This is a genomic window from Brevibacterium sp. RIT 803 (genome assembly GCF_016892625.1).
In the GTDB taxonomy this organism is placed as follows: domain Bacteria; phylum Actinomycetota; class Actinomycetes; order Actinomycetales; family Brevibacteriaceae; genus Brevibacterium.
In genome coordinates this window covers 171263-196524 of the sequence record NZ_JAFEMW010000002.1, presented here as the reverse complement: position 1 = coordinate 196524, position 25262 = coordinate 171263, and the positions used below count along the sequence as shown (strand labels likewise).

The window sequence follows — 25262 nt, the reverse complement described above, 5'->3', positions numbered from 1 at the left end:
TCCGCACGAATGCCGACGAACAGGCCCAGACGTTCGCCCCTATTGCTCACTCTCGTGTCAGTGGCGATACTGCTCGTTGCTTTCATCTCATTCACGCAGGTGTACACCGAAATCCTGTGGTTCAAACAGATCGATGCCTCTCAGGTGTTCCGCACCATGTGGTTCACCCGCGGACTGACATTCGTGGCCGGATTCGTGGTGATGGCGGTCCCAGTGTGGGTGAGCCTTCACCTGGCCTTCCGCAATCGCCCGGTGTACGCGCCGACTACTCCGCGCCAGGAGAACCTCGATCGGTACCGCGAAGCCATCGAACCGTTGCGCAAAGTTGCGACATTTGCCATCCCAGCGGTCGTCGGCGTGCTCAGCGGAATCACCGCCTCTTCGCACTGGAACACCGTTCTTCAGTGGATGAACTCGACCTCCTTCGGTTCGCAGGACGCCCAGTTCGGGATGGACAAGTCGTTCTTCGTCTTCGTTCTGCCCGGTCTGCGGCTGATCGGCGATCAAGTGGGGATGGCTGTTCTGCTGGCGCTCATCGCCGCACTTGTCGGGCATTATCTCTTCGGCGGCATCCGTCCAGGGGAGCAGAAGGGTGTCATCCTGACGAAGACCGCCCAGTGGCAGCTGGGAATCACCGTCGGCGTTCTGGTCCTTGTTCAGGCGGGCCGTCTGTGGCTGGCCAGGTACGAACGACTGACGGCAACCGGCGGCATCGTTCCCGGTGTGACCTACACCGATGACAGGGCGGCGCTGCCAGCCATGGCCATCGTCGCGATAGCAGCGGTGCTGGTGGCGTTCCTGTTCGTCTATACGGCGTGGAAGGGCAATTGGCGGATCTCATTGATTGCGACCGCGACGCTCATCGTCCTCGGCGGCATCTCGATCATCGCCTATCCCGCGATGGTCCAGCAGTTCCAGGTCAGCCCTTCTCAGCAGAGTTTGGAATCCGAGTACATTCAGCACAACATCGATGCGACTCGTGATGGCTTCGACTTCGACGACATCGATGTGACTCCCTATGAGCCGAGCACGAGCGGCGAGAAGGGCGCACTGCGTGCAGACGCTGAGACCGCTGCGTCGATCCGTCTGCTTGACCCGAACCTGGTCTCGGACACTTTCCGCCAGCTGCAGCAGGTCAGGCCCTACTACTCCTTCCCTGAGCAGCTCGACGTCGATCGCTACGAGATCGACGGCGATATGCGCGACACTGTGATCGCGGTTCGTGAGTTGGCCCCGGACTCGGTGAATAACCAGAGCTGGTACAACCGCGCGATCGTCTACACCCACGGATTCGGTGTCGTTGCCGCCAACGGCAATCAGCGCAGCCCCGATGGTGAGCCGTTGTTCATGGAGTCCGACATTCCGCCGAAGGGGGAGTTCCCCGAATATGAGCCGCGCGTGTATTTCGGTGAGAGCTCACCGGACTACTCGATCGTCGGCGGCGAGAAGGGCGCGACACCACGGGAGCTTGATTACCCCTCCGATGAGAAAAGCGGTTCGGGCCAGGTGAACAACACGTTCACCGGGGACGGCGGTCCGAAATTGGGTAACCTCTTCAACCGTCTGGCCTACGCGCTGAAGTATCAGGACGAGCAGATTCTGCTCTCCGATGCAGTCAACGATGAGTCGCAGATCCTGTATGAGCGTCACCCACGTGAACGGGTGCAGAAGCTTGCCCCGTTCCTCAAGATCGACGGGGACCCGTACCCTGCTGTCGTCGACGGCAAGATCAAGTGGATCCTTGACGGCTACACGACGGCAAAGGACTACCCGTACTCGACGCCTCAGCCGCTGCAGGAGGCGACCGAGGATTCGGTGACGGCAACCGCGCCCAACGCAGTGGCCACACTTCCGGATGAAGAGGTCAACTACATCCGGAACTCCGTCAAGATCACAGTCGATGCCTACGACGGCACGGTCGACATGTTCCAGTGGGACAAGGAAGATCCCGTCCTCAAGACGTGGATGAAGATCTTCCCTGACCTCATCAAACCGTCATCGGAAATGTCGGGCGACCTGATGAGCCACGTACGGTATCCGGAAGACCTGTTCAAGGTGCAGCGTGATCTACTCACGAAGTACCACGTGACCACGGCCAGTGAGTTCTACACCGGCCAGGACTTCTGGACGCTGCCGACGGATCCGACGAAACAGGCCAACAGCGGTCTGACGCAGCCTCCGTTCTACATGACTCTGCAGATGCCGGGCCAGAAGACTCCGTCGTTCTCGCTCACGAGCTCCTACATTCCAGCGCGCTCTTCTGAAGGGCAGGCACGGAACAACCTGACTGGCTTCTTGTCAGCAGATGCTGACGCCGGCAGTTCCAAGGGAGAGGTGGCAGATGGCTACGGCAAGCTCCGGCTTCTGCAATTGCCGCGTAATACGACGGTGCCCGGTCCGGGTCAGGCACAGAACAACTTCAACACCGCCCCCGACGTGCAGCGCAGTCTGAACCTGCTGCGTCAGGGTGAGTCTGAAGTTCAGAACGGCAACCTGCTGACGCTGCCCGTCGGCGGCGGCCTGCTCTACGTGCAGCCCGTCTACGTCCGGTCCGCCGGCGACACGTCCTACCCGCTGCTCCAGCACGTGCTGGTGGCCTTCGGCGAGGACATCGGATTCGCACCGACCCTGGATGAGGCTCTCGACCAGGTCTTCGGCGGCGACTCCGGTGCCAAGGCAGGAGATGCCGGTACCGAGGACAGCGGCTCGGGCGAATCGGGTGGGTCGAGCAGCGGCGGCGAATCCGGTGCCAAGCCTGCTGACCAGAACCTCAACGAGGCGCTGGAAGAAGCTAAGAAGGCGATGGAGGACTCCGACGCAGCCCTCAAGGAGGGCGATTTCGAGAAGTACGGAAAGGCTCAGGATCGTCTCAAGAATGCGATTGAAGATGCGGTCGCAGCCGATCCGTCTCTGGCCGAGGACGGCACAAAGGACGGAGCTTCGGCTCCGGCCAGTGCCCCGGCCGATCAGGGTGGAGGCAACTGACGTCCGCACCGGTCGACGCTGAATGAGTCGGGCCCCTGAGATCCGAGCGGTTCTCAGGGGCCCGACTTGTGCCGGTGATCAGTGTATGGTCAGCGCCACGGAGTGGAGACGTTCTTCCCGCTGTGTCAGTCGGTCAGATAGCTGTCGAGGTCATCGACGATCTGCCCCGCGCCGATGGGACCCAGTCCGAGGAACCAAACGTCGTCATCGACTCGGAAGGCTCTGCCATCCTCGACGGCCGACAGACCCGTCCACTGGCTGCCGGAGAGCGCTGTGGTCTCACCGGTTGCCTCAGGGTCGCCATAACTGGTGTAGAAGACGTAGTCGCCACCGGCCTGATCGAGGTTCTCCGGAGAGATCTCCACCGCGAGTTCAGCAATGTCCTGTGGTTCGGGGCGAGCGAATCCGGCATCATCGAGGATGACGCCGATCAGGGATTTGTTGCCGTACAGCCGCAGTCTCTCAGGCATGAAACGTACGAGCGAGATCGTCGGTCTGCCGTCGACCGCCTCTTTGAGATCGTCGGTGGCTCTCGTGTAGTCGTTGAGCGCGTCCGCTGCTTCATCTTCCATACCCAATGCTTCGCCGACGAGAGCGAAGTTCTCCTTCCAAGGAAATCCCGGACGAATCGAGAAGACGGTGGGTGCGATCGATTCGAGTTCTTCGTAGAGTGTGTCGGCACGCAGCTGGCTGCCGAGAATCAGGTCTGGTTCGAGTTCGGCAATCGTCTCGAGGTTAAGTTCGTTGATCGTTCCCACCGTGTCGACGTCTTTGACCTGATCGGCAAGATACGAGGGCACTGCGTGTGCACCCTCGGTCGTGACCATGCCGACGGGCGTGATGCCTAAAGCGAGGACATCGTCGAGTTCGCCGGTGTCGAGGACGACGATGCGCTCTGGGCGCTCTGCGATTTCGGTGGTGCCATTGGCATGTCTCACCGTGCGTGGAAACACTCCTGGATCGGCGTCGCTTCCCAGCTCGGCAGTCTCCTTGTCTGCCGTGGCGAAAGCCCTGCCGCCTGTGGCGACGTCCTTCTTGCTGGCGCCCTCATCATTGCCGTTGTCGATGCCAGCGGTGCAGGCGCTGGTGAGTAGGAGAACGGACATTGCGGTTGCGGCCACGGCGCGCGTACTGCGGGAAGAAAGAGTCATAAGGTAAGCATAACCTTGCCAAGGCTGGAGCTCTTCTTTGGAGACGCGTCGGGCGTCGATATCAACGCGATTTTCCCGGAACTCGACATACTCGGAGCACAGCAGTGCCTCGTCGGCCATCGAGTGCCGATAAGCGTCACCTTGAACATGGCGTTCGGGGGACGGTCGGGAAGGTAGGTGAATATGAAGAATCCCCAGCCAGAAGAACTGACTGGGGATTCTGCCACTTTCGTGGCGGGGGGAGGATTTGAACCTCCGACCTCCGGGTTATGAGCCCGGCGAGCTACCGAACTGCTCCACCCCGCGGCGTTTGATTACTTGTTAAATACTACGTCCTCGCAAGTCAGAAGCATAATCGGGTGCTCTTCGTGCAAGTGCTCCCTGGTGCCCCTTGGGGCCTGACCCGTAGGAGAGGTGAGCCAGAAGCAGAGGTGGGTCAGAGGCAGGGGCGAGTCAGAGACAAAAAATGTGCCGCAACACCGAATCAACGATGCTGCGACACATTCACAACGTGGCGGGGGCAAGATTTGAACTTGCGACCTCCGGGTTATGAGCCCGGCGAGCTACCGAACTGCTCCACCCCGCGTCGTGATACCCACTTTACATGAGCTGTTTCCTGCAGGCCAAACCGAAGTCGGGTGACGTCCGCCACATGTCCACCTGTCGTTCACCTGGGGTGCGCAGTCTGAAGTGAATTCCGATCCTAGGTTGCGGATGGTTGAAAACTAAACTATAGTCAATTTTGTACTTCAAATTTCAACTAAAAGGAGAAATCATGACTGCTCTTCCACAGGGACTCACCGCAGGTATCTGGAACATCGACCCGGTGCACTCCGAGTTCACGTTCACTGCTCGGCACGCCGGTGTCTCGAAGGTCCGCGGACACTTCGAAGACATCGCGGGCACCGTCAACGTCGGCGAGACCCTTGAAGACAGCACTGTCACCGCCGAGGCTGACGTCGAATCGATCAGCACTCGCAATCCTCAGCGTGACGGTCACCTCAAGAGTGCTGACTTCTTCGAAGCCGAGACCAACCCGAAACTGACTTTCAAGTCCACTGGGATCAATGCAGCGTCCAACGATGAGTTCGAACTCATCGGAGACCTGACCATGCGCGGCGTGACCAAGGAAGTCACCTTCACCACCGAATTCAGTGGAGTTGCCACCGATCCCAACGAGAACCAGGTTGCCGGCCTCTCGGCTGTCGCCAAGGTCGATCGTAAGGACTTCGGCATGGAATTCAACGCTGTTCTCGGCGGCGGCGAGCTGCTCGTCTCCAACAAGATCAAGATCGAACTCGAACTCGAGCTCGTCAAGGCCTGAACCGTCTGACACTGCCGCTGGTGCACTGGCAGCGAGTCTGTCGCAGCGAACAGAGAAGGGGGCGAACCGCAGCAATGCGGTCCGCCCCCTTCTCTGTGTGCTTGTGACGGTTCTTCCTGTCTTGAGCACGAGCGCTGGTGCAGTCAGTTCTCCCTGCGAAGCGCAGTGGGATCCTGGTCCAATTCTGCGGCGAGGTCGTAGAACAGCTGTGCCCCACGATCGACATCGGCCGCAGACTTGCAGAATGAGTAGCGGATCGAAGATCGGTATGCCGCATGCGCAGGCGATCCGGTCCGGCACAGGGCAGGCACGGGAATCCCGACGATCGAGTACCGCCTGGCCAATAGGTCGTTGAGCTCGAAGGCGTCTAGATCGGTCAGAGCTGAGAAGTCGACGACGGTGAAATATCCGGCAGCCGGTGTAGACGCGATGACTCCCGGAACAGCACGACATGCCGGGACCAGGACCTCCGCTCGTTGCTGCAGTGAGGTTCGATTCTCGGCCACGAAGGTCGATCCCTCGGTCATGGTACGCGCGAGGCCCACCTGCAGGGGTCCGCTTGCGGTGAACGTGAGAAATTGTTTGATCGCCTGAATGGCTTCCCTCACCTCAGGCTCAGCTATCACCCACCCGATCTTCCATCCAGTCGTGTTCCACGACTTTCCCGCCGAGGAGACGGTGACAACCCGTGCTCTGTCGTCCATAGCCACCGCGGGCGCCACATGGGGCGTGCCATCGAGGACCAACTGCTCATACACCTCGTCGGTGAGAACCCAGGCGTCCGCGGAGACTGCCGCTTCACCGATGCGCGCGAGGTCCTGTGCGCTGAACATGAACCCGGTCGGGTTGTGGGGAGTATTGATGAGAATGATCGAAGGGAAGCTGTCGGCAGCATTCACAGCCTGATCGAAGCTCTTCCAGTCGGGCGCGAACCCGCCTTCCGAGGTCGGCAGGATCGGCACGGTGACCAATGATCCGCCGGCAGCGGCGATCGCCGCAGGGTAGGAATCATAGAACGGCTCGAAGGCGACCACCGTCCCGCCGCGGGGGAGCAGGGCAAGAATGGCGGCGGTGAGGCCTTCTGTGGCCCCGCACGTATAGAGCACATTCTGCGGTGACACCTCGTGCCCGAAATCCCGAGACCGCTGTTGGGCCACGGCCTCGAGCAGTGCGGGAAATCCCTGACCGGGTGCATATTGGTTCCAGCCTTCTCGCATAGCATCGGCGGCGGCATCGATGAGCTCGACAGGGGCATCGGTTCCCGGTGCTCCCTGTCCCAGATTGACTGCTCCGGTCTTCGCCGCCAACGCTGTCATCTGACCGTAGATCGTCTCACCGATCGTTCCGTCGGCGTTGATCAGACCGGCCGCATCAGCCATCGAATGCCACAGATCGGCACGCATCACATCAGGCATCTGTCTCCTTCCTCAGAGATGATCGGGTATCGGTGAGAACTCACACGTGGGGGTGCGCGGGAGGGGCGGCAGGAGCAATCCGTCCCAGCGAATCAAGGGCACGTTCATGCAGGCGCGAATTGCTCGCGAGGGCATTGCCGCCGAAGGGCCCGTTGACCCCTGCCGTGTTGGTGAACGTTCCACCGGCTTCCAGAACGATCGGAACCAGCGCGCCCATGTCGTAGAGCTCGAGTTCGGGTTCGCATGCGATGTCCACCGCACCTTCGGCCAGAAGCATGTATGAGTAGAAGTCGCCATAGCCTCGAGTCCGCCACAGGCTCTCACACAGGAGAAGGAATTCGTCGAGGATCCCGAGGGCCTTCCAGCCGGACAGCGAGGCGTAGGAGAGCGAGGCATCCCCGAGGGAATCGACGTCGGAGACGTGGATGGGTTTGGCATCTTCTCCCAGCGCCGAGGTGAATGCTCCGTGACCTGTCTCAGCCCACCACCGGCGTCCCAGAGCCGGCGCGGAGACCATGCCGAGGATCGGCGTTTCGCCGTCATAGAGCGAGATCAGGGTAGCCCAAATGGGAACTCCGCGGACGAAGTTCTTCGTGCCGTCGATCGGATCGATGATCCACCGCCTCGGCGAACTTCCGTGGGTACCGAATTCCTCTCCGAGGACGCTGTCATCCGGACGTTCGCGATGGAGGCGTTCCATGATCGCGGACTCTACAGCCCTGTCGCACTCGGTGACGGGAGTCAGATCGGGTTTGGTCTCGACGGCGAAGTCCTGGGCCGTGAAATGACGATAGCTGATGGAGTCTGCGAGGTCGGCGAGTTCGGTCGCCAGGTCGAGATCGTTCATTCCTCCACCTTATCCAGTCGAGGGCAGCAGCCTGCGCAGCGACTCCAAACGTGAGACTCCGCCGGGTCCCGCATTGCCGGCATCGACCCAGGCGTCGAGTTGACAACCCGGCGCATCGGCCTGATGGGTGCACCCGCGTGGGCACTCGGCGGTGGCTTGGACGAGTTCCGGGAACGCTGAGATCAGCGTGTCCCGATCGACATGGGCGAGCCCGAAGCTGCGGACGCCAGGTGTGTCGACGAGCCAGCCGCCACCGTCAAGACGAAGGCAGATCGCCGACGACGAGGTGTGCCGACCGCGCCCGGTGACATCATTGACATGGCCTGTGGCTCGCTCAGCCCGGGGGACCAGCGCATTCATCAGGGTCGATTTTCCGACACCCGAATGTCCGACCAAAACGCTGATCTGGCCCTGCAGGCGATCGAACACCGTCGCATCGGTCAGTGTCCCGTCGGCTCTGAGCCCGGAGGATACGATCGACACTCCGGTCTGCGAGAACCGTCCGATGATGTCATCTGCCGGTTTCAGGTCAGTTTTGGTCACGATGAGCAGGGGAGCGATGCCGGCGTCGAAGGCCGCTGTCAGTGCCCGATCGATGAGCCCGTATGAGGGCTCAGGGTCCTCGGTGGCGGTGACGATGCCCATGACGTCGACATTGGCAACGATCACCCGTTCCGTCGGATCCGTGTCATCGGCGCTGCGACGCAGCAGAGAGCGCCGCTTCGTGATCTCGACCAAACGCGCCAAAGATCCCTTGCTGCCCGAGGTATCTCCGACGAGTTTGACGATGTCGCCGGGTACCACTGCGTCTTTGCGCAGGTGGGAGGCTCGTACAGCCGTGACGTCTGAGGTGGCGGCACCGGCCCCGCGCGAATCACGGACGTCACCGGTATCATCGGCGACGACTACTCGATATCGTCCGCGGTCAACGGCAGTGACGAGTCCCTCGATCGCTTCGTCGTGATTCGGCCTGTTCTTCGTCCGTGGCCGGGATCCGCGTCTGCTCGGGCGAGGGCGGTAATCCTCATCGCGGTAGATCCGTGCCATCTCAGGCGCGCCGACTCAGCATGTCTTCCCACAGCTGGGTGAATTCCGGCAGTGTCTTCGCCACAGTGTCGGCGTTCTCGATGACCAGTCCATCGACGTGGAGGCCGAGGATGGCTCCGGCCATGACCATCCGGTGATCGTTGTACGTGTGCCACGTTCCGCGGTGCGGGGCCGAACCGGTGATCGTCAGAGACGTGGCCTGTTCGTCGACGTCGACACCGATGGCACCGAGCTCGCGGCGCAGGGCAGAGAGCCGATCGGTCTCATGTCCACGGAGATGCCCGATCCCCGTGAGATTGGACGTGCCCTCGGCCAGTGCTGCCAGGGCAGCTACGACGGGCGTGAGTTCACCGATGGCAGAGAGATCGAGGTCAACTGCTTGCAGGACTTCGGGCCCCTGAACCCGCAGACCATTGCGGTCCAGGGTCACAGTACCGCCGAAGGCTTCGGCAATGGAGCGGAATCCGTCACCGGCCTGTGTCGTATGAGCTGGCCAGTCGAGAACGGTGACCTCGCCGTTGGTCGCCAGCGCCGCGGCGACGAAGGCCGCTGCGTTCGACAGATCTGGTTCGACGTGGACGTCGAGTCCACGCGGCAGGCCGGGCTCAACGATCCATCGTTCGGGTTCGGGCTCCGTGACGTCGACTCCCGCATCGGCGAGGACCTCGATGGTCATATCGACGTGGGCCCGGCTGGGCACGGAATCGCCGCGGTTGACGAGCTCGATTCCCAGGGGCAGCGCAGGGGCGGTCAGGAGCATCCCCGAGACGAATTGGCTGGAGGCACTGGCGTCGATCTCAAGGTGCCCACCACGAAGGTGGGATTGTGCGTGGATCGTCATCGGCAGCAGATTGTTCTCTGCAGTGATGGAGGCTCCCAGGCGGGTCAGAGCGTCGATGATGACTGACATCGGCCTGACCCTGGCCTGCTCGTCACCATCGAGGACGATCTCACGTCCGGTGGCGGCTGCGAGCGGAGGAACGAAGCGCATCACGGTTCCGGCGAGACCGCAGTCGATGGTGATCGGAGGACCTTCGCGGTGTGCGGAGAAGTCAATAGGGGTGATGTGCAGACTGCCGTCGACTTCGTCGATGTCGGCCCCGAGCGCTCTCAGGGCCTCGACCATGAGCAGCGTGTCACGGCTGCGCAGCCATCCGCGCACAATCGACTCGGATTCGGCCAGAGCAGCGAGGATGAGATAGCGGTTGGTCAGGGACTTCGAACCGGGAACGCTGACATTCGCGGTGACGCAGCCACCGGCGACCGGAGCAATCCAGTCGCCGGTGGCGGGTGCAGTGAGATCGGGTGTGTCAGTCAACGCCAAGCGCACTCATTGCCTGTTTCGAGGTGTCTTCGACCGAGGACCAGAGATCTTCGGCGGCATGCTGAGTGCGCCACCAGAGTCCTGGCTTGCCCGCCGTGTCGACACTTGCCAGCAGCGCGCCGCCGAGCATCGATGTGCGGATCAGGGTGCGCTCTGTTCGCGCCCGTTTGTCTTCCTTCGACGTCGTCTTCTCTGCTGCGATACGTTCACCGACAGTGTCGAGGAGGTAGGTGCCGACGAGGATCGTGGCGCTCACGCGAGGGAATCTGCCGATAGCCAGCAACGACCCCGCAGCGACCTGAGCCGCCCCTGTGGCGCGTGCCAAGGTAGGTGCGTCGATGGGCACGTCGATCTGTTTGCGTGCCATGTTCAGCAGCGGACCGATCGATGCGGCTGCCGCTTCTGGTCGGCGCAGACGGTCGACCCCGTTGCTGATGTAGCCGGCGGCCAGCATGGGCCGCGCCAGGAATCTGATTGGAGACACTATGGTCCTTCCTACGTGTCGGGCATCTCACTGGCAAGCATAACGGTTGTCCGGGAATAGTGGGGGCTCGCCCCGGTGTTGAATCAGAGAACACGCACCGGTGAGGGTGATCCTGCTGGTGCCGAGTCGAAAGGCAGAAGGAGAAGTCTGTGAACGCCACTGCCGTCCTAGAGAGAACGGGCGTACCATTGACTACGATGACCGAATCAGTCAAAGAAGTCCCCGAGACCAAGGCCGAGCGTTCGGCCCGTTTCGAGCGTGACGCTCTGGAATATCTCAATCAGCTCTACGCAGCTGCTCTGCGGATGACCCGAAATCCTGCCGACGCCGAGGATCTCGTCCAAGAGGCCTACGCGAAGGCCTACGCGGCGTTCCACCAGTACAAGCCGGGAACCAACCTCAAGGCATGGCTGTACCGGATTCTGACGAACACGTTCATCAACAACTACCGCAAGAAGCAGCGCCAGCCGCAGGAACACGGCAGTGAGGACATTGAGGACTGGCAGATCGCCCAGGCCGCGAGTCATTCCTCCTCCGGGGGCCGCTCTGCGGAACTCGAAGCGCTCGACCATCTGCCTGACTCCGACGTCAAAGACGCGTTGTCGGAGCTTCCGGAGGATTTCCGCATGGTGGTCTACTATGCCGATGTCGAAGGTCTGCCGTACAAGGAGATCGCTGAAATCATGGATACGCCGATCGGCACCGTGATGTCGCGCTTGCATCGGGGGCGCCGTCAGCTGCGTGACAGGTTGGCCGATTACGCTGCGGATCGCGGCTTCTCCAAACCTGCGGGAGGTGCGAAATGAGCGATGAATGCTGTGAGAGTGTGCGTGCGGAGTCTCTGACGCGCATCTACCATTATCTTGACGGAGAGCTGACTACGACGGAGATTCGTGAGATCTCCGTGCACCTCGAACAATGTCCCTCATGCCACGACGAGTATGAGATCGAGGCACTGCTCAAAGAGCTGGTGCGCAGGTCCTGCAGCCGGGAAGAGGCACCGATGGGACTGCGTGAGAAGATTCGTCAGCGCATCGCCACTGAACAGACAGTCTGGCCCGGAGCTGGAGCTTAGTCGCTGCATCGTACATGAAGAGGGCGGGGAGAATTGATATTCTCCCCGCCCTCTTCACATGTCCTGGACTGATTCGAAGGAATCAGCCGTTCGGACGCTTACCATGGTTCGCGTTGGAACGACGACGGTCGTGACGCTTACGGCTGCGCTTGCTCATGACTACACTCCTTCACTAGATGCTTCATTCTTTCATGACGACTGTGCCTGGGCAAAGCGTCACTCATATCTCAACGACCAGGCTTCTGCGGTTGAGACGACTGCACGGAGATCAGGAATCGCCCATGGCGTCCTGGACACCGAGCCACGAGAACCAACCCCGGTGCAGAACCAGCCAGGCCAACAGACCGTAGCCTTCCTGTCCGGGCAGATGGTCACGCGAGGATGAGATCTCGCGCTGCCACACAGGATGGCCAAGCAGGGGCGTGAACGTATCGACATAGGCGATGCCGCGTCGTTTTGCGACGTCTGAGAAGCTCGTGTTGAGCTCAGCGATCCCACGATTGCGTTCGGAGTTGTACTCAGGGGGAGGCCCGATGACGAACGCCGAAACCTTCCGTGCCAATGCCTCGTCGAGAACATTGGCCACATCGAGACGCGCTCGGGCGACGGAACGACCGGAATCGAGATCGCCCGAACCCAAAGCCAGGACCAACCGATTGTCACCGTCCGAGGTGTACCTCAGGGACGCCTCGGCGATGGTGCGGGCATGCAGGCCAGAAGAGTCCTCGTGCGGCACCGCCAAAGGAAAGACCCTGAGATCGGGCAGGCTGGGCAACGTCCTGGCAGTGACGCGTCCAACCCACCCAAGACCACGACCATCGCCGTGACCGGCGACCAGGGGGCCACCGATCACCGCAACGGTCGTCGGAGTCACGGTACTCACCGGCGGAAGATCCGGTCGATGACTTCCTGCTGCTGGACTTCGTGGACATGCTTGAGTCCGGTTGCAGTCGCAGCGGAGGCAGGACGAGAGATCACGTTGATCTCACGCTCGCCCAGCAGCTGTGGCATGTTCAGTGCCATGAATGGCCAGGCGCCCTGGTTCTCAGGCTCTTCCTGTGCCCAGATCAGCTCTGCGCTGTCAGGGTACCGGTCAAGCAGAGCCGCGATGGAGTCCTCGTCGAGCGGGTAGAGCTGTTCGACGCGCACGAGTGCTGTCTTCGTGTCTTCACGCTTCTCCCGCTGAGCCAGCAGCTCCCAGTAGAGCTTGCCGGAGACCATGACGACACGGTCGACCTTCTCGGGATCGACGACGGCATCGTCGATGACGGCCTTGAACGTGCCCGAGGTGAAGTCCTCGGGAGAGTTGGCCGCGGCCTTGAGCCGCAGCATCGACTTCGGGGTGAACACGATGAGCGGACGCTTGTTCGTCGTCATCGCGTGGCGACGCAGCAGGTGGAAGTACGACGCACCGCTCGATGGCAGAGCCACCGTCATGTTCGACTCAGCACACAGCTGCAGGTAGCGCTCGATGCGAGCCGAGGAGTGGTCAGGGCCCTGACCCTCGTATCCGTGGGGCAGGAGCATGACGACGCCGGAGTTCTGCTGCCACTTCTGCTCCGAGGACGAGATGAACTCGTCGATGACGGATTGGGCACCCTGCGCGAAGTCACCGAACTGAGCTTCCCAGGCAACCAGGGCATCTTTGCGCTCGACCGAATAGCCGTATTCGAAGCCGACTGCCGCGTACTCGCTCAGCAGCGAATCGTAGACCCAGAACCGGGCCTGTTCGTCGCTGAGGTTCTGCAGCGGCGTCCACTCATTGCCGTTGACGGCGTCGATGAGCACCGAATGGCGCTGCACGAATGTGCCGCGACGCGAGTCCTGGCCGGCGAGGCGAACAGGAATTCCGTCCATGAGCAGCGAGCCGAAGGCCAGCAGCTCGGCGAAGCCCCAGTCGATTCCGCCGGAGAGCGACATCTCCTTGCGCTTCTCAAGGAGGGCACGCAGCTTCTTGTGGATGGTGAAGTTCTCCGGAACAGCGGCGAAGGTCTCACCGATGTGGTGCAGAGTCTCCGTGCTGATCGCTGTCTCGGCATTGTTGAATGCTTCGATGTCGCTGGGCACATGCGGCGCGTTGAAGGCATCGCCATCGTAGGAGCCGGTCTCGGCTTCCTTGGTCTCGGCGAACGCCGATTCCAGCTTCGACTGGTAGTCCTTGAGCGCTTCGCTGGCCTCCTCGTCGGTGATGCACTTCCTGCCGACGAGCGATTCGGTGTAGAGCTTGCGCACCGAACCCTTCTTCTCGATGAGGGAGTACATCAGCGGCTGCGTCATCGATGGATCATCGCCCTCGTTGTGTCCGCGGCGGCGGTAGCAGACGAGGTCGATGATGACGTCGCGGTTGAATTCCTGACGGTATTCGAACGCGAGTCGTGCTGCCCTGACGACGGCTTCGGGGTCATCCCCGTTGACGTGGAAGATCGGTGCGTTGATCGACTTCGCGACGTCGGTGCAGTAGAAGGACGAGCGGGCCGAGGCCGGTGGGGTGGTGAAGCCGACCTGGTTGTTGATGATGATGTGGATCGTGCCACCGGTCCGATAGCCGCGCAGCTCCGAGAGGTTGAGGGTCTCGGTCACGACACCCTGACCTGCGAACGCCGCGTCGCCGTGGACGAGGACGGGAAGCACGGTGAAGCCGGCTTCTCCCTGGTCGATGAAGTCCTGCTTGGCGCGCACGATGCCTTCGAGGATCGGATCGACGGTCTCGAGGTGGCTGGGATTGGCCGCGACGTAGACATCGGTCGAATTGCCCGCAGGTGACGTGAAGGATCCCTCGGTGCCCAAGTGGTACTTGACGTCGCCGGAGCCCTGAACGCTGTCTGGAGACATCGTTCCGTCGAACTCACGGAACATCTGCGCATAGGACTTGCCTGCGATGTTCGTGAGCACGTTGAGACGTCCACGGTGGGCCATGCCGATGGCGACCTGTTCCATGCCGGTGTCTGCCGACTGGTTGAGGACTTCGTCGAGGAGGACGATGGCTGACTCGCCGCCCTCGAGGCTGAAGCGCTTCTGACCGATGTACTTCGTCTGCAGGAAGGTCTCGAAGGCTTCGGCTGCGTTGAGGCGACCGAGGATATGTCCCTGCTCAGAACGAGTCAGCTCCTGGTGAGGAACCTCGATCTTGGCTTGGAACCAACGGCGCTGCAGCGGATCGGCGATGTGCATGTATTCGAAGCCGATGGTCCGGCAGTAGCTCTCGCGCAGGAGGCCGAGGATGTTGCGGAAGGGCATCATCGGCTTGGCCCCGAAACCGCCGGTCGGGAACTCGCGTTCGAGATCCCACAGGGTCAGACCGTGCTGATTGATGTCGAGATCCGGGTGCGAGCGCTGACGGTACACGAGCGGATCGATGTTGGCCATGAGGTGTCCGCGAGTGCGGTAGGCGTCGATGAGCTCGATGACGCGGGCGGTCTTGTTGACATCGTCCTGGTCTTCGGCCGAGACGTCAGGCACCCAGCGCACGGGCTCGTAGGGCAGTCGCAGCGACTCGAAGACATCATCGTAGAAGCCGTCCTCGCCGAGGAGGTAGCTGTGGACGAGCTTGAGGAACTCACCGGATCCTGCACCCTGGATCACACGGTGATCGTAGGTGGAGGTCAGAGTCAGGACCTTGGACACAGCCAGCTTGTTGATCGTGTGCTGGCTGGCACCCTGGAACTCTGCCGGGTAGTCGAGTGCACCGACGCCGATGATGCATCCCTGCCCCTTGGTCAGACGAGGCACGGAGTGCACGGTTCCGATTCCACCGGGGTTGGTCAGTGAGACCGAGGTGCCTGCGAAGTCGTCAGCTGTGAGCTTTCCCTGCCGAGCCTTTTCGACGAGACCGTCGTAGGCATCGACGAACTGGCGGAAGGTCAGCGTCTCAGCCTTCTTGACGTTGGGCACCAGGAGAGTGCGCGAACCGTCCTTCTTCGGCACATCGATCGCGAGCCCGAAGTTCACGTGTGCGGGGGAGACCATGACGGGCTTACCGTCGCGGACATCGTAGGACACGTTCTGCGAAGGGAAGTTCTGCAGAGCTCGGATGACTGCGAAGCCGATGAGGTGGGTGAAGGAGACCTTTCCACCACGGGTCCGCTTGAGGTGCGAGTTGATGACGATCCGGTTGTCGATGAGTGCCTTTGCCGGCAGCGCCCGAACGGACGTGGCCGTGGGAACTTCGATCGAATCGTCCATGTTCTTGGCGATCAGCTTCGCCGGACCGCGCAACGGAGTCACGGTCTCTTCGGGAGCCGGCTTCGGCTCAGTGTCCTTCACGACGACCTTGGGCACGGACTTGGTCTCGGCCTTCAGGGTCTCGGTCTGTGCCGAAGACGGGGAGATTCCGCGGGGACTGTCATCCGCAACAGAGCCTGCGCCCGAGGTGTCCTTGGCGGACTTGTCGGCAGGCTTCGCAGGAGCCTTCGTTGCTGATTTCGTAGTGGACTTCGTGGCCGGCTTGGTGCCGGTCTTTGCTGCGGGTTTGGCGTCTGCAGTCTTCGCTGCTGCTCCATCCCCGTTCTTTTCGTACTTGTCGAAGAACGGCCACCATGACTGGTCGACGGAGTTCTTGTCGGACTTGTACTGTTCATACAATTCCTCGACCAACCACTCATTCGACCCGAAGTCGTCGACGGTGCGGTTCGGAGTATTGACGGACACGGCGTTGATCGCCTACTTCCTGATTCAAGAATTGCTGCTTAACGACATGACCAGCCTAACGCGATGTACCCGAGTATGTCCGCATAGGGGACAATAGTGTTATGCGTTTCATCTCAAATGACCCGAATAATGATCTGACCTACTCAGATGTGTTCCTGGTTCCCAATTCGTCCTCACTGACTTCCCGGTTCGACGTCGACCTGTCGACGACCGATCCAACCGGCTCCACGACACCGATCGTCGCCGCAAATATGACCGCAGTATCCGGTCGTCGGATGGCGGAGACTATGGCTCGCCGAGGTGGCCTCGCGGTTCTGCCGCAGGACATCCCCCTATCCGCTGCCCAGGACACGATCGAGTGGGTGAAGAGTCGTGATCGCGTCTTCGATTCGGCGCTGCGGTTCTCCCCGGAGGACACGGTGCTGAGCGCACTGCACGTCCTGGCCAAACGGTCCCACGGCTACGGAGTGGTCGTCGATGACTCCGGCAAGCTCGCCGGAGTCATCGATTCGACGAGCCTCAAGGGCGTCGACCGGTTCACTGCGGTGTCTTCACTGCTCGAACCGTCGCCGCATGTCATCCGGGCCTCGGACATCGACTGGTCCGATGGCGCACAGTTGGAGTCGCTGTTCGAGTCCATGAACGAGGCCCGGACCCCGTTCGCAGCCGTGGTCGATGACAGCGACGGAGTGCTGGGGTCCCTGACGCCCAAATCGCTGCTGCGGTCATCGATCTACGCCCCCAACCTCGATGATCAGAACAGACTGAAGATCGCCGTGGCGGTCGGAGTCAACGGCAACGCCGTCGAACGAGCCTCTGCGCTGGTCTCAGCCGGAGCCGATGTGCTGGTCGTCGACACTGCCCACGGGCATCAGGTGAAGATGCTTGACACCTTGAGCTCGATCGCGGCCGCCGACCTGGGAGTGCCCATCGTCGCCGGCAACGTCGTCACCGCTGATGGTGTTCGCGACCTCGTGTCGGCCGGTGCTCAGATCATCAAAGTCGGTGTCGGCCCCGGTGCTATGTGCACGACGCGCATGATGACGGCCGTCGGCCGTCCGCAGTTCTCTGCTGTCCGCGAATGCGCCGAGGCTGCCAGGCAGTTGGGCGCTCATGTGTGGGCGGACGGGGGAGTGCGCTATCCCCGGGATGTGGCGCTGGCTCTTGCCGCAGGTGCGTCACAGGTCATGGTCGGCTCGTGGTTCGCCGGCACCCATGAGTCCCCGGGAGATCTCCTTGTCGACGGTGAGGGCCGCAAATACAAGGAGAGCTTCGGCATGGCGTCGGCGCGGGCGGTGGCGAACAGGACTCGGACGGAGTCTGCGTTCTCCCGTGCACGCAAGGGCCTGTTCGAAGAGGGCATCTCCTCGTCGACGATGTACATTGACCCAGAATCTCCTGGCGTCGAGGATCTGCTCGACGGCATCACCTCCGGCGTACGCAGCTCCTTCACCTATGCAGGAGCCCGCAGCCTCGGGGAATTCGCGGAACTGGCAACGGTCGGAGTTCAGAGCGCTGCAGGGTATGACGAAGGCCGCCCTCTGTCCAGGAGTTGGTAAGATCTAGCCATGCACAGTGACAGTCCCAGCCGGCGGGAAGCCGGCGCCCCAGACGATGACCCTCACCCGTTGAGGCTCGATCGCATCACCTACTCTGATCTCCTGACCGTGAACGGCGGGGATCGTCACTGATGGAATGGTTCTACCTTGCGTTAGCCCTCATCCTCATCTGCGGCACCGGCGTCTTCGTCGCTGCCGAGTTCTCTCTTCTCACGCTCGATCGTCACACTGCAGACAAAGCGGTGGAGGATGGCATATTCGGAGCCAAGACGCTCCGTCGTTCGATGACCCACCTGTCCACGCAGCTGTCTGCAGCCCAGGTGGGCATCACCATCACAACCCTGCTGACCGGTTATCTGATGGAACCGTCCTTGGGCAGACTCTTGGCTCCGGTCTTCGAATCCTTGGGAGCGAGTCCGAGTCTCGCAGCCCCGATCGCCCTGGCGATCGCTCTCATCGCATCGACGTTCCTATCGATGATCTTCGGCGAACTGGTGCCTAAGAATCTGGCGATCGCTGTGCCGTTGGCAACCGGCCGCATTGCCGCGCCGATGCAGTACGCCTTCTCCCTCGTATTCAAGCCCGTGATCAGCGTGCTCAACGGCACCGCGAACAAGATTCTTCTGTCCTTCGGCATCGAGCCTCAGGAAGAGGGCTCGGTTGGCCGGTCGCCCGAAGAGCTCACATCTCTGGTACGTCACTCCGCTGAGGAGGGAATGCTCGATGAGCAGACCGCCGATCTCCTCGAACGGACTCTGAGCTTCTCCGAGCGCACAGCAGAGGACGTGATGACTCCGCGCACACGCATGTCATCGGTGGTCAAGGATACGACCGCGCGAGCGATCATCGAACAGGCCCGAGAGACAGGGTTCTCTCGTTTCCCGGTGGCCGGCGAAGATAAGGATCACATCGTCGGCGTCGTCCACGTCAAACAGGCTTTTGCGGTTCCGCTGGCCAATCGTGACGATGCATACGCCGGAGGACTGATGACCGAGGTGACAGAGATTCCTGAAACTCTCCGGCTGGATCCGCTTCTCATGGAGCTTCGGGCCAAGGGCCTGCAGATGGCCGTCGTCGTCGACGAATTCGGAGGCACCGCCGGTGTCGTGACGCTCGAGGATGTCGTCGAAGAGCTCGTCGGTGAGGTCGCCGATGAGCATGACCGGATGCGTGTTGCTGCACGACCGGCTCGGGATGGCACATGGATCGTTCCGGGACAGCTTCGTCCGGACGAAGTTTCGTCGACGATCGGACTCGAGATACCGGAAGACTCCGATTATGAGACTCTGGCGGGCTTCGTCCTCAAAGAATTGGGGAGGATCCCAGAGCCAGGGGACCAGATCCGAACTGATGATGCGCTGATCCGTGTCGAGCGGATGCATGGTCGCCGAATCGAGAGATTGCGCATCCTTCTTCGTGCGACTGACGCAGCCGGCTATGAACAAGGTGGTGAATTCTGATGAGCGCTGACTGGTTCGGCCTTGTCTGGCTCGTCGTACTGCTTTTGGGCAACGCCTTCTTCGTCGCAGCCGAATTCGCAGTCGTCGCGGCCAAACGTTCACAGCTCGAGCCCCGGGCCCAGGAGGGGTCGTCCGCGGCGAAGACCGCTCTCTACGCGATGGAGCATGTCTCGGTGATGTTGGCGATCTGCCAACTCGGAATCACAGTGTGCTCTCTGCTGTTGGGCAACGTGGCAGAGCCGGCCATCCACCATCTCCTGTCAGGGCCGCTTGAAGGACTGGGCATTCCGGCCGGGTTGTCCTCGACGATCTCCTTCATTCTATCTCTGGGTGTCGTCACCTATCTGCATGTCGTGATCGGTGAGATGGTGCCGAAGAACATTGCTCTGGCAGCCTCGGCTCGCGCCGTGATGCTCCTGGCGCCCCCGCTCGTCTTCCTCTCCCGAGTCTTCGGATTCGTCATCAAGCCGCTCAACGGTCTGGCCAACTCGATCCTGCATCTGTTCAAGATAGAAGCACGCGACGAGGTCAACGAGGCGTTCACGATCGAGCAGGTCGAGTCGATCGTCGCCGAGTCGAAACGCGAGGGACTGCTCACCGATGACACCGGGCTCCTCAAGGGAGCACTGGAGTTCACCGACAAGACAGCGGCCGACATCATGGTCCCGATGTCCGAGTTGATCACCATCTCTTCCAGTGTGACTCCTGACGAGCTAGTCACCATGGTCGGAAAGACCGGGTTCTCGCGGTATTTCGTCACCGACGAGGACGGGTATCCGCAGGACTATCTCCATATCAAAGATGTCCTCTATGCCGACAGCACACTTGAATACGGTGCACCGGTTCCTACGAAGAGATTCCGCCCCCTATTCACGGTGACTGCGGGTGACGAAGTCGAAGAGGCCCTCTCCCAGATGCAGAAGGTCGGCATTCACGTTGCCAGGGTCGTGTCTGCAGAGGGTAACGTGCTGGGACTGCTCTTCCTCGAAGACGTCTTGGAAGAACTCGTCGGGGAAGTCCAGGACGCCATGCAGCGGGGTCGACACGAATACTGAGTATGACATCACACAGGTAGGGCGATGAATGTGTGACACGCGTCATCCAAACGCCCGTTCCTTTGTAACAATATGTTACTAAAGGCCCCCGCCGGAGCCCGCAAATACCCGTTCTGCGAGGCTCTGGTGGGGGTTAAAACACGTGAAACAGCAGGTCACGCGCCACATGTGAACGGAAAGTGACAATCTGTAACGACCTCGTTATAGTGTTGTGACATAAGGTTTTCGTTCGCCCGGATACATGGCGGCCGAAATACGGACAACAGTACGGAGTAATATGTCGAGTGAGTCCTCGACCGCAGAGATGCCACTGGTTCGCCGTCGCGATCTGCGCAAGCAGCATACATCTTCACCTGTGCCATCTGTCTTTTCGAAGCAGACCGCGACATCGGTGTCGCAGCATTCGGACCTGACTCCATCCGCACCCCTTTCGCCGCGTCGCGCGGCGATGGCTGCAGAAGCCAGGGCTGCCGCAGGATCTCCCCGTCGGGCCGCGATGGCCAAGGAAGCTTCGGTGCGTCCCGACCATGGCGGTTCGGCCTTCGTCGCCGCTCGCATAGGCAGCCGCGGATCTGACGGTTCACTGCTGCGTTCGGTGCGTCGACGCCGTGTGACGACATTCTCGGCCTTGGCCACTGTCTCTGTCACAGGAACCGCAATCGCCGCAGTGATGGTCGCAGGCAATATGAGCGGCAATCAGGAAGTCAAGGTCGACGAGACCGCTGCCGATAGCCAGACTCGCGCCATCAATTCCGAATCCGTCTCCGCCGATATCAAGGCAGACGACGAGAAGACGAGCATGGCCATCGGCGCCCCGAGCGCTAAGCAGACCAAGGTCGAGGCAGCTTCGCGTGCCATCACCAAAACTGTGCTTCCGGGATGCGAAGGCGAGGCTCCGAAAGGCGAGGCATCGAACGGTGAGGTCCCCGAAGAGTGGCTGTGCGATATCGGCGTCGGCAACCACCAGCTGCGTTCGGACGCTGCAGTGTCCTTTGCCAAGATGAACGCTGCGTTCAAAAAAGACACGGGCAAGGACCTGGCAGTCACCGACTCGTATCGGTCGCTGGAATCTCAGATCTCCGTCGCAGAGCGCAAGCCCGGGTTCGCTGCTCGGCCCGGCACATCCAACCACGGCTGGGGGATCGCTCTGGATCTCGGTGCAGGAACTCAGAACGGCACCGGCGTGCAGTACGACTGGCTCGTCGCCAATGGTGAGAAGTACGGTTGGGAGAACCCCGACTGGGCCAAGCGCAATGCCTATGAACTCTGGCACTGGGAATATGTTCCAGGTCGCAAGGACCTCAAGGGCGCCTGATGCCGATATCCGCGTGCAATCGAGTCTCGATTGCACGCGGATTCGTTTTGGGAAGCACCACAGGTCGGTGATAGCATTGCATCCGTTGCCCGCGTAGCTCAGTGGATAGAGCGTCTGCCTCCGGAGCAGAAGGTCGTAGGTTCGAATCCTGTCGCGGGCACCACACACCGTCCTCCTCATCAGCTGAGGTGGGCGGTTTCTGCTACCACCGATTATGGTGGGTCCTAAGCAACCTCAACCAGCTGATGAAGGCCCTGATGTCGACTCCCGCGGATGTATCGAACGCCGATGTCGTGCTCAGCGCACAATCGGTGCGAAAGAGCTTCGGCCGCGGCGACACCGCTGTGACGGCCCTCGATGACATCACGGTGAACTTCGAGGCCGGCAAGTTCAGCGCGATCATGGGACCCTCGGGCTCAGGAAAATCGACGTTCATGCACGTCCTCGCCGGACTCGACAGAGTGGATTCGGGAACCATCACGATGGGCGACCAGGACATTACTGGTCTCAATGACAGAGAACTGACCCAACTGCGGCGAGACCGGGTCGGATTCATCTTCCAAGCATTCAATCTTGTCCCCACACTGTCGGCTGAACAGAACATCGAGCTGCCGGTGTCCCTGGCTCGCAAGAAGATCGATCCGGAGTGGAAGGCTGAAGTCGTTGAACGGCTTGAACTGGGGGACCGGCTCAGGCACCGACCGCACGAACTCTCCGGTGGCCAGCAGCAGCGCGTTGCTGTGGCCCGGGCTCTTCTTACTCGCCCGGACGTGATCTTCGCCGATGAGCCCACAGGCAACCTCGACTCCCAGGCAGGCGCAGAGGTGCTGGCCCTGCTCCACGGTGCAACCACCCGCTACGGGCAGACGATCATCTTGGTCACCCACGACCCTGTAGCCGCCTCCCACGCCGATCGGGTCGTGCTGCTCAAGGACGGACGAGCCGGGGGAGAAGTGCAGCAGCCGAGCAGGGAATCCGTGGTCTCCGCGCTGGGTGAGCTGAGCGATCTGTGATCGCAGTCGCTCTGGCGGAGATCCGAATCCACTGGGCGCGATTCCTCGCAGTGGGTCTCGGCATTGCGCTGGCAGCAGGATTCGTCGCCTCGACCCTGATCATCAGCTCATCACTGCAGACAAGCCTGAAGGAATCGATCGGGCACACATTCTCCGAATCGGATCTCGTCATCGTTCCGGGCCAGGACGTCTTCGTCAACGGGCAGGAAGTCTCTCCTTTGGCGAAGCCTCTGGAACGGGTCGACGGAGTCAGCGGTGCGGCTGTCAATGCTCGCACGACGACGACAGGTCGAGGTCAGTCCTTCTCTGAGAGCACGTTCGCTCTGACCCCTGCACCAGCCGATACGAGCCTGGACACGTTCTCCATCACCGAAGGCACACGGCCTGATTCGAATACCGACCTGGTCCTGGACGAGGCCACTGCGACCGATCTGGGTGTGGGCATCGGCGACGAGATCCGTTTCTCCGTTGACGCGGTGTCCGTCGGACCTGATGAAGATTCGATGCCCGTCTACCGGGGTCCTCGCCAGAGCAACACGACGTTCACCGTGGTCGGTCTGGCTTCCATGGGCAGCGGTCCCGCGACTGCAGGCATGCACCGAGGAATGACAACCTCGGCGAGCTATCAGGAGTACTTCGCTCAACAGGGCGACGTCATTGCGATCCAGATCGCGCTTGACCCAGGTGCGGATCCGGCCGCGGTTCTCCCACGTCTGCAGGCGACGATCGACGGCTCTGCACTGCAGGGGAGCTTGGAGGCGCTGACTGTCTCCGACGCCATCGACGTCAAAGCCGAACGGCTTTCCGGCAGCAACGAGGTCATCACCTGGCTGCTTCTTGCCTTCGCCGGCATCTCCGTCATCGTGGCGATACTGGTGGTGTCCAACACCTTCTCCGTCATCGTGGCCGGGCGCAGACGCGAACTGGCACTGCTGCGCTGCCTGGGAGCCTCACGTCTTCAGCTCTACGGTTCTGTGGTCACCGAGGGGACGTTCGTGGGGCTGCTCGGGTCGATCATCGGTGTGGTCGTTGGGGCAGGCTTCAGCTTCTGCCTCGCTGCCGGCGCGAAGCAGATCTGGCCCAAGGAGTTCGAATACCTGAGCCTCAGCGTGCCCCCATCGGCATTGCTGATCGGCGTTGCCGTCGGGGTGCTTCTCACGGTGCTCGCCACCATCCGACCGGCCCGCAGCGCCATCGCGGTGACACCACTGGAGGCGCTGCAGCCCTTCGACGAGGCGCTGTCTCCTTCACGCCAGAGCAGGTCGCGCCACATCGTCGGGTGGTCGAGCATCGGCCTCGGAATCGTGCTCCTCCTCGCCTCGATCTATCTCATCGAACAGTCGCAGGCATGGATCCTGGGCGGTGCACTCGGGGGAGCGCTTATCGTCTTCGGCCTTGTGCTGTGTTCCGTGATGATCATTCCCCCGGTTGTCGCGGCCATCGGTGACCTGGCCTTCAGCCCCTTCGGTATCCCTGGGCGACTGGCAACCCTGAATACATTGCGCAATCGCCGGCGAACCGCAGCGACCGCAACCGCACTCATCATCGGCGTCACCCTTGTGTCGACGATTCTGGTCGGCGGAATGTCAACGAAGGCCACGATGGGTCTCGGCCTCGACCAGCGCTATCCCATCGACATCTCTGTCCCGCTCGAAACCACCGTCGACCGCGACGAAGTCGATGGCGTGCGTGACATTGCGGGCGTGGAAGCCGTCGTCGTCGCTCATCGGGCACAGGTGATCGGCGATCACGGCGGCTCGCCCCCTGAGCTCTATGTCATCGATCCCGAATCCGCGCAGACCGTGATCAGCGAGGGCGCCGAGCCCCCGGTTGCCGGGAAAGTGCTCGTCCCCAAGGACTTCGCCCCAGACAGCATCCGCATCAAGGGCCTCAACGAGGCGACGGTTCCGGTTGAGAAAGCCGGTGACTCGAGTCTGGTGTACTTCACCACCCCGGATGTCGGCAATGACCTGGGCGTGTCTGCAACTTCCACGTCCGTTCTGGTCAGGGTCGATGCGAGTGCTTCGGTCTCCGATATCTTCCGGATCCAACAGGACGTGGCCGAAGCACTCGATGTCACCAGCGACGAGGTAGCCGGTTCAGCAGTGGCTCGTGGGCAATACTCCGAATTCATCGATGTGCTTCTCATTGCTGCTGTGGCCCTCCTGTTCGTTGCTGTCCTCATCGCCCTGCTCGGTGTCTCGAACACGGTGAGCCTGTCGGTGATCGAACGTCGGCGGGAGAACTCCCTGCTCCGGGCCCTGGGGTTGAGCATCTCCCAGCTGAGGTCACTTCTCGCCCTCGAGGCCACCCTCATATCCTCAGTGGCGGCGCTCATCGGGCTTCTTCTCGGTGGGGCGCTGGGCATCGTCGGCACCCATCTGATCACGCACGACTATTCCAATCGGCTCATCGTTGACTGGTCCCTTCCCTCCACTTTGGGCATCCTGCTGGTGGCGATCCTTGCGGGGCTGCTCTCTGCTCTGGCACCAGCCCGACGGGCCGCGCGGCTGTCACCGGTTGAGGGTCTCAAGCAGGAGAACTGACCCCGCCGAGGCTGG

Annotated in this window: 19 protein-coding genes and 3 tRNA genes; 11 read left to right on the top strand and 11 right to left on the bottom strand. The window is 61.4% G+C overall.

Annotated features, from left to right (window positions below):
• The first annotated feature begins 9 nt into the window (after window positions 1-9).
• Window positions 10-2985 carry a UPF0182 family membrane protein gene (locus tag JTF07_RS08185; protein ID WP_213018748.1) on the top strand — a complete coding sequence of 992 codons (2976 nt, stop codon included), beginning with the start codon at window positions 10-12 and terminating at the stop codon, window positions 2983-2985.
• 125 nt (window positions 2986-3110) lie between these two features.
• Here JTF07_RS08185 and JTF07_RS08180 read toward each other — a convergent pair whose 3' ends face one another.
• The 3 genes from JTF07_RS08180 to JTF07_RS08170 all read right to left on the bottom strand — a co-directional run bounded on the left by JTF07_RS08180 (window position 3111) and on the right by JTF07_RS08170 (window position 4722).
• Entirely contained in the window at window positions 3111-4136 is a 1026-nt protein-coding gene (locus JTF07_RS08180; protein WP_252199623.1) for an ABC transporter substrate-binding protein, read from the bottom strand.
• Window positions 4137-4368: 232 nt separating this feature from the next.
• A tRNA-Met gene (locus tag JTF07_RS08175) sits at window positions 4369-4442 on the bottom strand.
• 206 nt (window positions 4443-4648) lie between these two features.
• Window positions 4649-4722, bottom strand: a tRNA-Met gene (locus JTF07_RS08170).
• 189 nt (window positions 4723-4911) lie between these two features.
• On the opposite strand from JTF07_RS08170, the gene JTF07_RS08165 reads away from it, so the two are divergent.
• Window positions 4912-5460 carry a YceI family protein gene (locus JTF07_RS08165; RefSeq protein ID WP_204233781.1) on the top strand — a complete coding sequence of 183 codons (549 nt, stop codon included), beginning with the start codon at window positions 4912-4914 and terminating at the stop codon, window positions 5458-5460.
• Window positions 5461-5603: 143 nt separating this feature from the next.
• On the opposite strand, the gene JTF07_RS08160 is transcribed toward JTF07_RS08165, so the two are convergent.
• The 5 genes from JTF07_RS08160 to JTF07_RS08140 are packed head-to-tail and all read right to left on the bottom strand — an operon-like array spanning window position 5604 to window position 10577.
• The gene (locus JTF07_RS08160; protein WP_204233780.1) at window positions 5604-6875 is read right to left on the bottom strand and encodes an aminotransferase class I/II-fold pyridoxal phosphate-dependent enzyme; all 1272 of its coding nucleotides are present in this window, start codon (window positions 6873-6875) and stop codon (window positions 5604-5606) included.
• A 40-nt stretch (window positions 6876-6915) separates the two neighbouring features.
• Entirely contained in the window at window positions 6916-7722 is an 807-nt protein-coding gene (gene hisN, locus JTF07_RS08155) for a histidinol-phosphatase (protein WP_204233779.1), read from the bottom strand.
• 9 nt (window positions 7723-7731) lie between these two features.
• Window positions 7732-8769, bottom strand: a complete 1038-nt coding sequence (rsgA, locus tag JTF07_RS08150; protein WP_204233778.1) for a ribosome small subunit-dependent GTPase A — start codon at window positions 8767-8769, stop codon at window positions 7732-7734.
• Between the two features lies 1 nt (window position 8770).
• Window positions 8771-10087 (bottom strand): 3-phosphoshikimate 1-carboxyvinyltransferase, encoded by a 1317-nt coding sequence (gene aroA / locus JTF07_RS08145; RefSeq protein WP_213018714.1) that lies wholly within the window; start codon window positions 10085-10087, stop codon window positions 8771-8773.
• Window positions 10080-10577, bottom strand: coding sequence for a DoxX family protein (locus JTF07_RS08140; protein WP_204233777.1), 498 nt, complete (start codon window positions 10575-10577; stop codon window positions 10080-10082). The genes aroA and JTF07_RS08140 overlap by 8 nt, the downstream gene beginning before the upstream one ends.
• 197 nt (window positions 10578-10774) lie before the next feature.
• Here JTF07_RS08140 and JTF07_RS08135 point away from each other — a divergent pair, with 197 nt between their 5' ends.
• A complete protein-coding gene (locus JTF07_RS08135) occupies window positions 10775-11383 on the top strand; it encodes a sigma-70 family RNA polymerase sigma factor (RefSeq protein WP_204233776.1) in 609 nt (202 codons plus the stop codon).
• A complete protein-coding gene (gene rsrA / locus JTF07_RS08130; RefSeq protein WP_143923325.1) occupies window positions 11380-11652 on the top strand; it encodes a mycothiol system anti-sigma-R factor in 273 nt (90 codons plus the stop codon). The genes JTF07_RS08135 and rsrA overlap by 4 nt, the downstream gene beginning before the upstream one ends.
• A gap of 82 nt (window positions 11653-11734) precedes the next feature.
• On the opposite strand, the gene JTF07_RS21035 is transcribed toward rsrA, so the two are convergent.
• The 3 genes from JTF07_RS21035 to JTF07_RS08120 all read right to left on the bottom strand — a co-directional run bounded on the left by JTF07_RS21035 (window position 11735) and on the right by JTF07_RS08120 (window position 16299).
• Window positions 11735-11809, bottom strand: coding sequence for a 50S ribosomal protein bL37 (locus tag JTF07_RS21035; protein ID WP_373270343.1), 75 nt, complete (start codon window positions 11807-11809; stop codon window positions 11735-11737).
• A gap of 111 nt (window positions 11810-11920) precedes the next feature.
• Window positions 11921-12535: a GDSL-type esterase/lipase family protein gene (locus JTF07_RS08125; RefSeq protein ID WP_204233775.1), complete on the bottom strand. Its 615-nt coding sequence runs from the start codon at window positions 12533-12535 to the stop codon at window positions 11921-11923.
• Window positions 12532-16299: a multifunctional oxoglutarate decarboxylase/oxoglutarate dehydrogenase thiamine pyrophosphate-binding subunit/dihydrolipoyllysine-residue succinyltransferase subunit gene (locus JTF07_RS08120; RefSeq protein WP_204233774.1), complete on the bottom strand. Its 3768-nt coding sequence runs from the start codon at window positions 16297-16299 to the stop codon at window positions 12532-12534. Before JTF07_RS08120 ends, JTF07_RS08125 begins: the two co-directional genes overlap by 4 nt.
• Window positions 16300-16400: 101 nt before the next feature.
• Between JTF07_RS08120 and guaB1 the strand changes: the two genes are divergently transcribed.
• The 7 genes from guaB1 to JTF07_RS08085 all read left to right on the top strand — a co-directional run bounded on the left by guaB1 (window position 16401) and on the right by JTF07_RS08085 (window position 25247).
• Complete coding sequence (guaB1, locus tag JTF07_RS08115; RefSeq protein ID WP_204233773.1) at window positions 16401-17858, top strand: GMP reductase; 1458 nt, start codon at window positions 16401-16403, stop codon at window positions 17856-17858.
• A 131-nt stretch (window positions 17859-17989) separates the two neighbouring features.
• Complete coding sequence (locus JTF07_RS08110; protein ID WP_204233772.1) at window positions 17990-19318, top strand: hemolysin family protein; 1329 nt, start codon at window positions 17990-17992, stop codon at window positions 19316-19318.
• Window positions 19318-20373 carry a hemolysin family protein gene (locus tag JTF07_RS08105; protein WP_204233771.1) on the top strand — a complete coding sequence of 352 codons (1056 nt, stop codon included), beginning with the start codon at window positions 19318-19320 and terminating at the stop codon, window positions 20371-20373. The genes JTF07_RS08110 and JTF07_RS08105 overlap by 1 nt, the downstream gene beginning before the upstream one ends.
• A gap of 277 nt (window positions 20374-20650) precedes the next feature.
• Window positions 20651-21688, top strand: a complete 1038-nt coding sequence (locus JTF07_RS08100) for a M15 family metallopeptidase (RefSeq protein WP_204233770.1) — start codon at window positions 20651-20653, stop codon at window positions 21686-21688.
• An 87-nt stretch (window positions 21689-21775) separates the two neighbouring features.
• A tRNA-Arg gene (locus JTF07_RS08095) sits at window positions 21776-21851 on the top strand.
• 94 nt (window positions 21852-21945) lie between these two features.
• On the top strand, window positions 21946-22701 hold the full coding sequence (locus JTF07_RS08090; protein ID WP_204233769.1) for an ABC transporter ATP-binding protein: 756 nt from the start codon (window positions 21946-21948) through the stop codon (window positions 22699-22701).
• Complete coding sequence (locus tag JTF07_RS08085; protein ID WP_204233768.1) at window positions 22698-25247, top strand: FtsX-like permease family protein; 2550 nt, start codon at window positions 22698-22700, stop codon at window positions 25245-25247. Before JTF07_RS08090 ends, JTF07_RS08085 begins: the two co-directional genes overlap by 4 nt.
• Window positions 25248-25262: the final 15 nt, after the last annotated feature.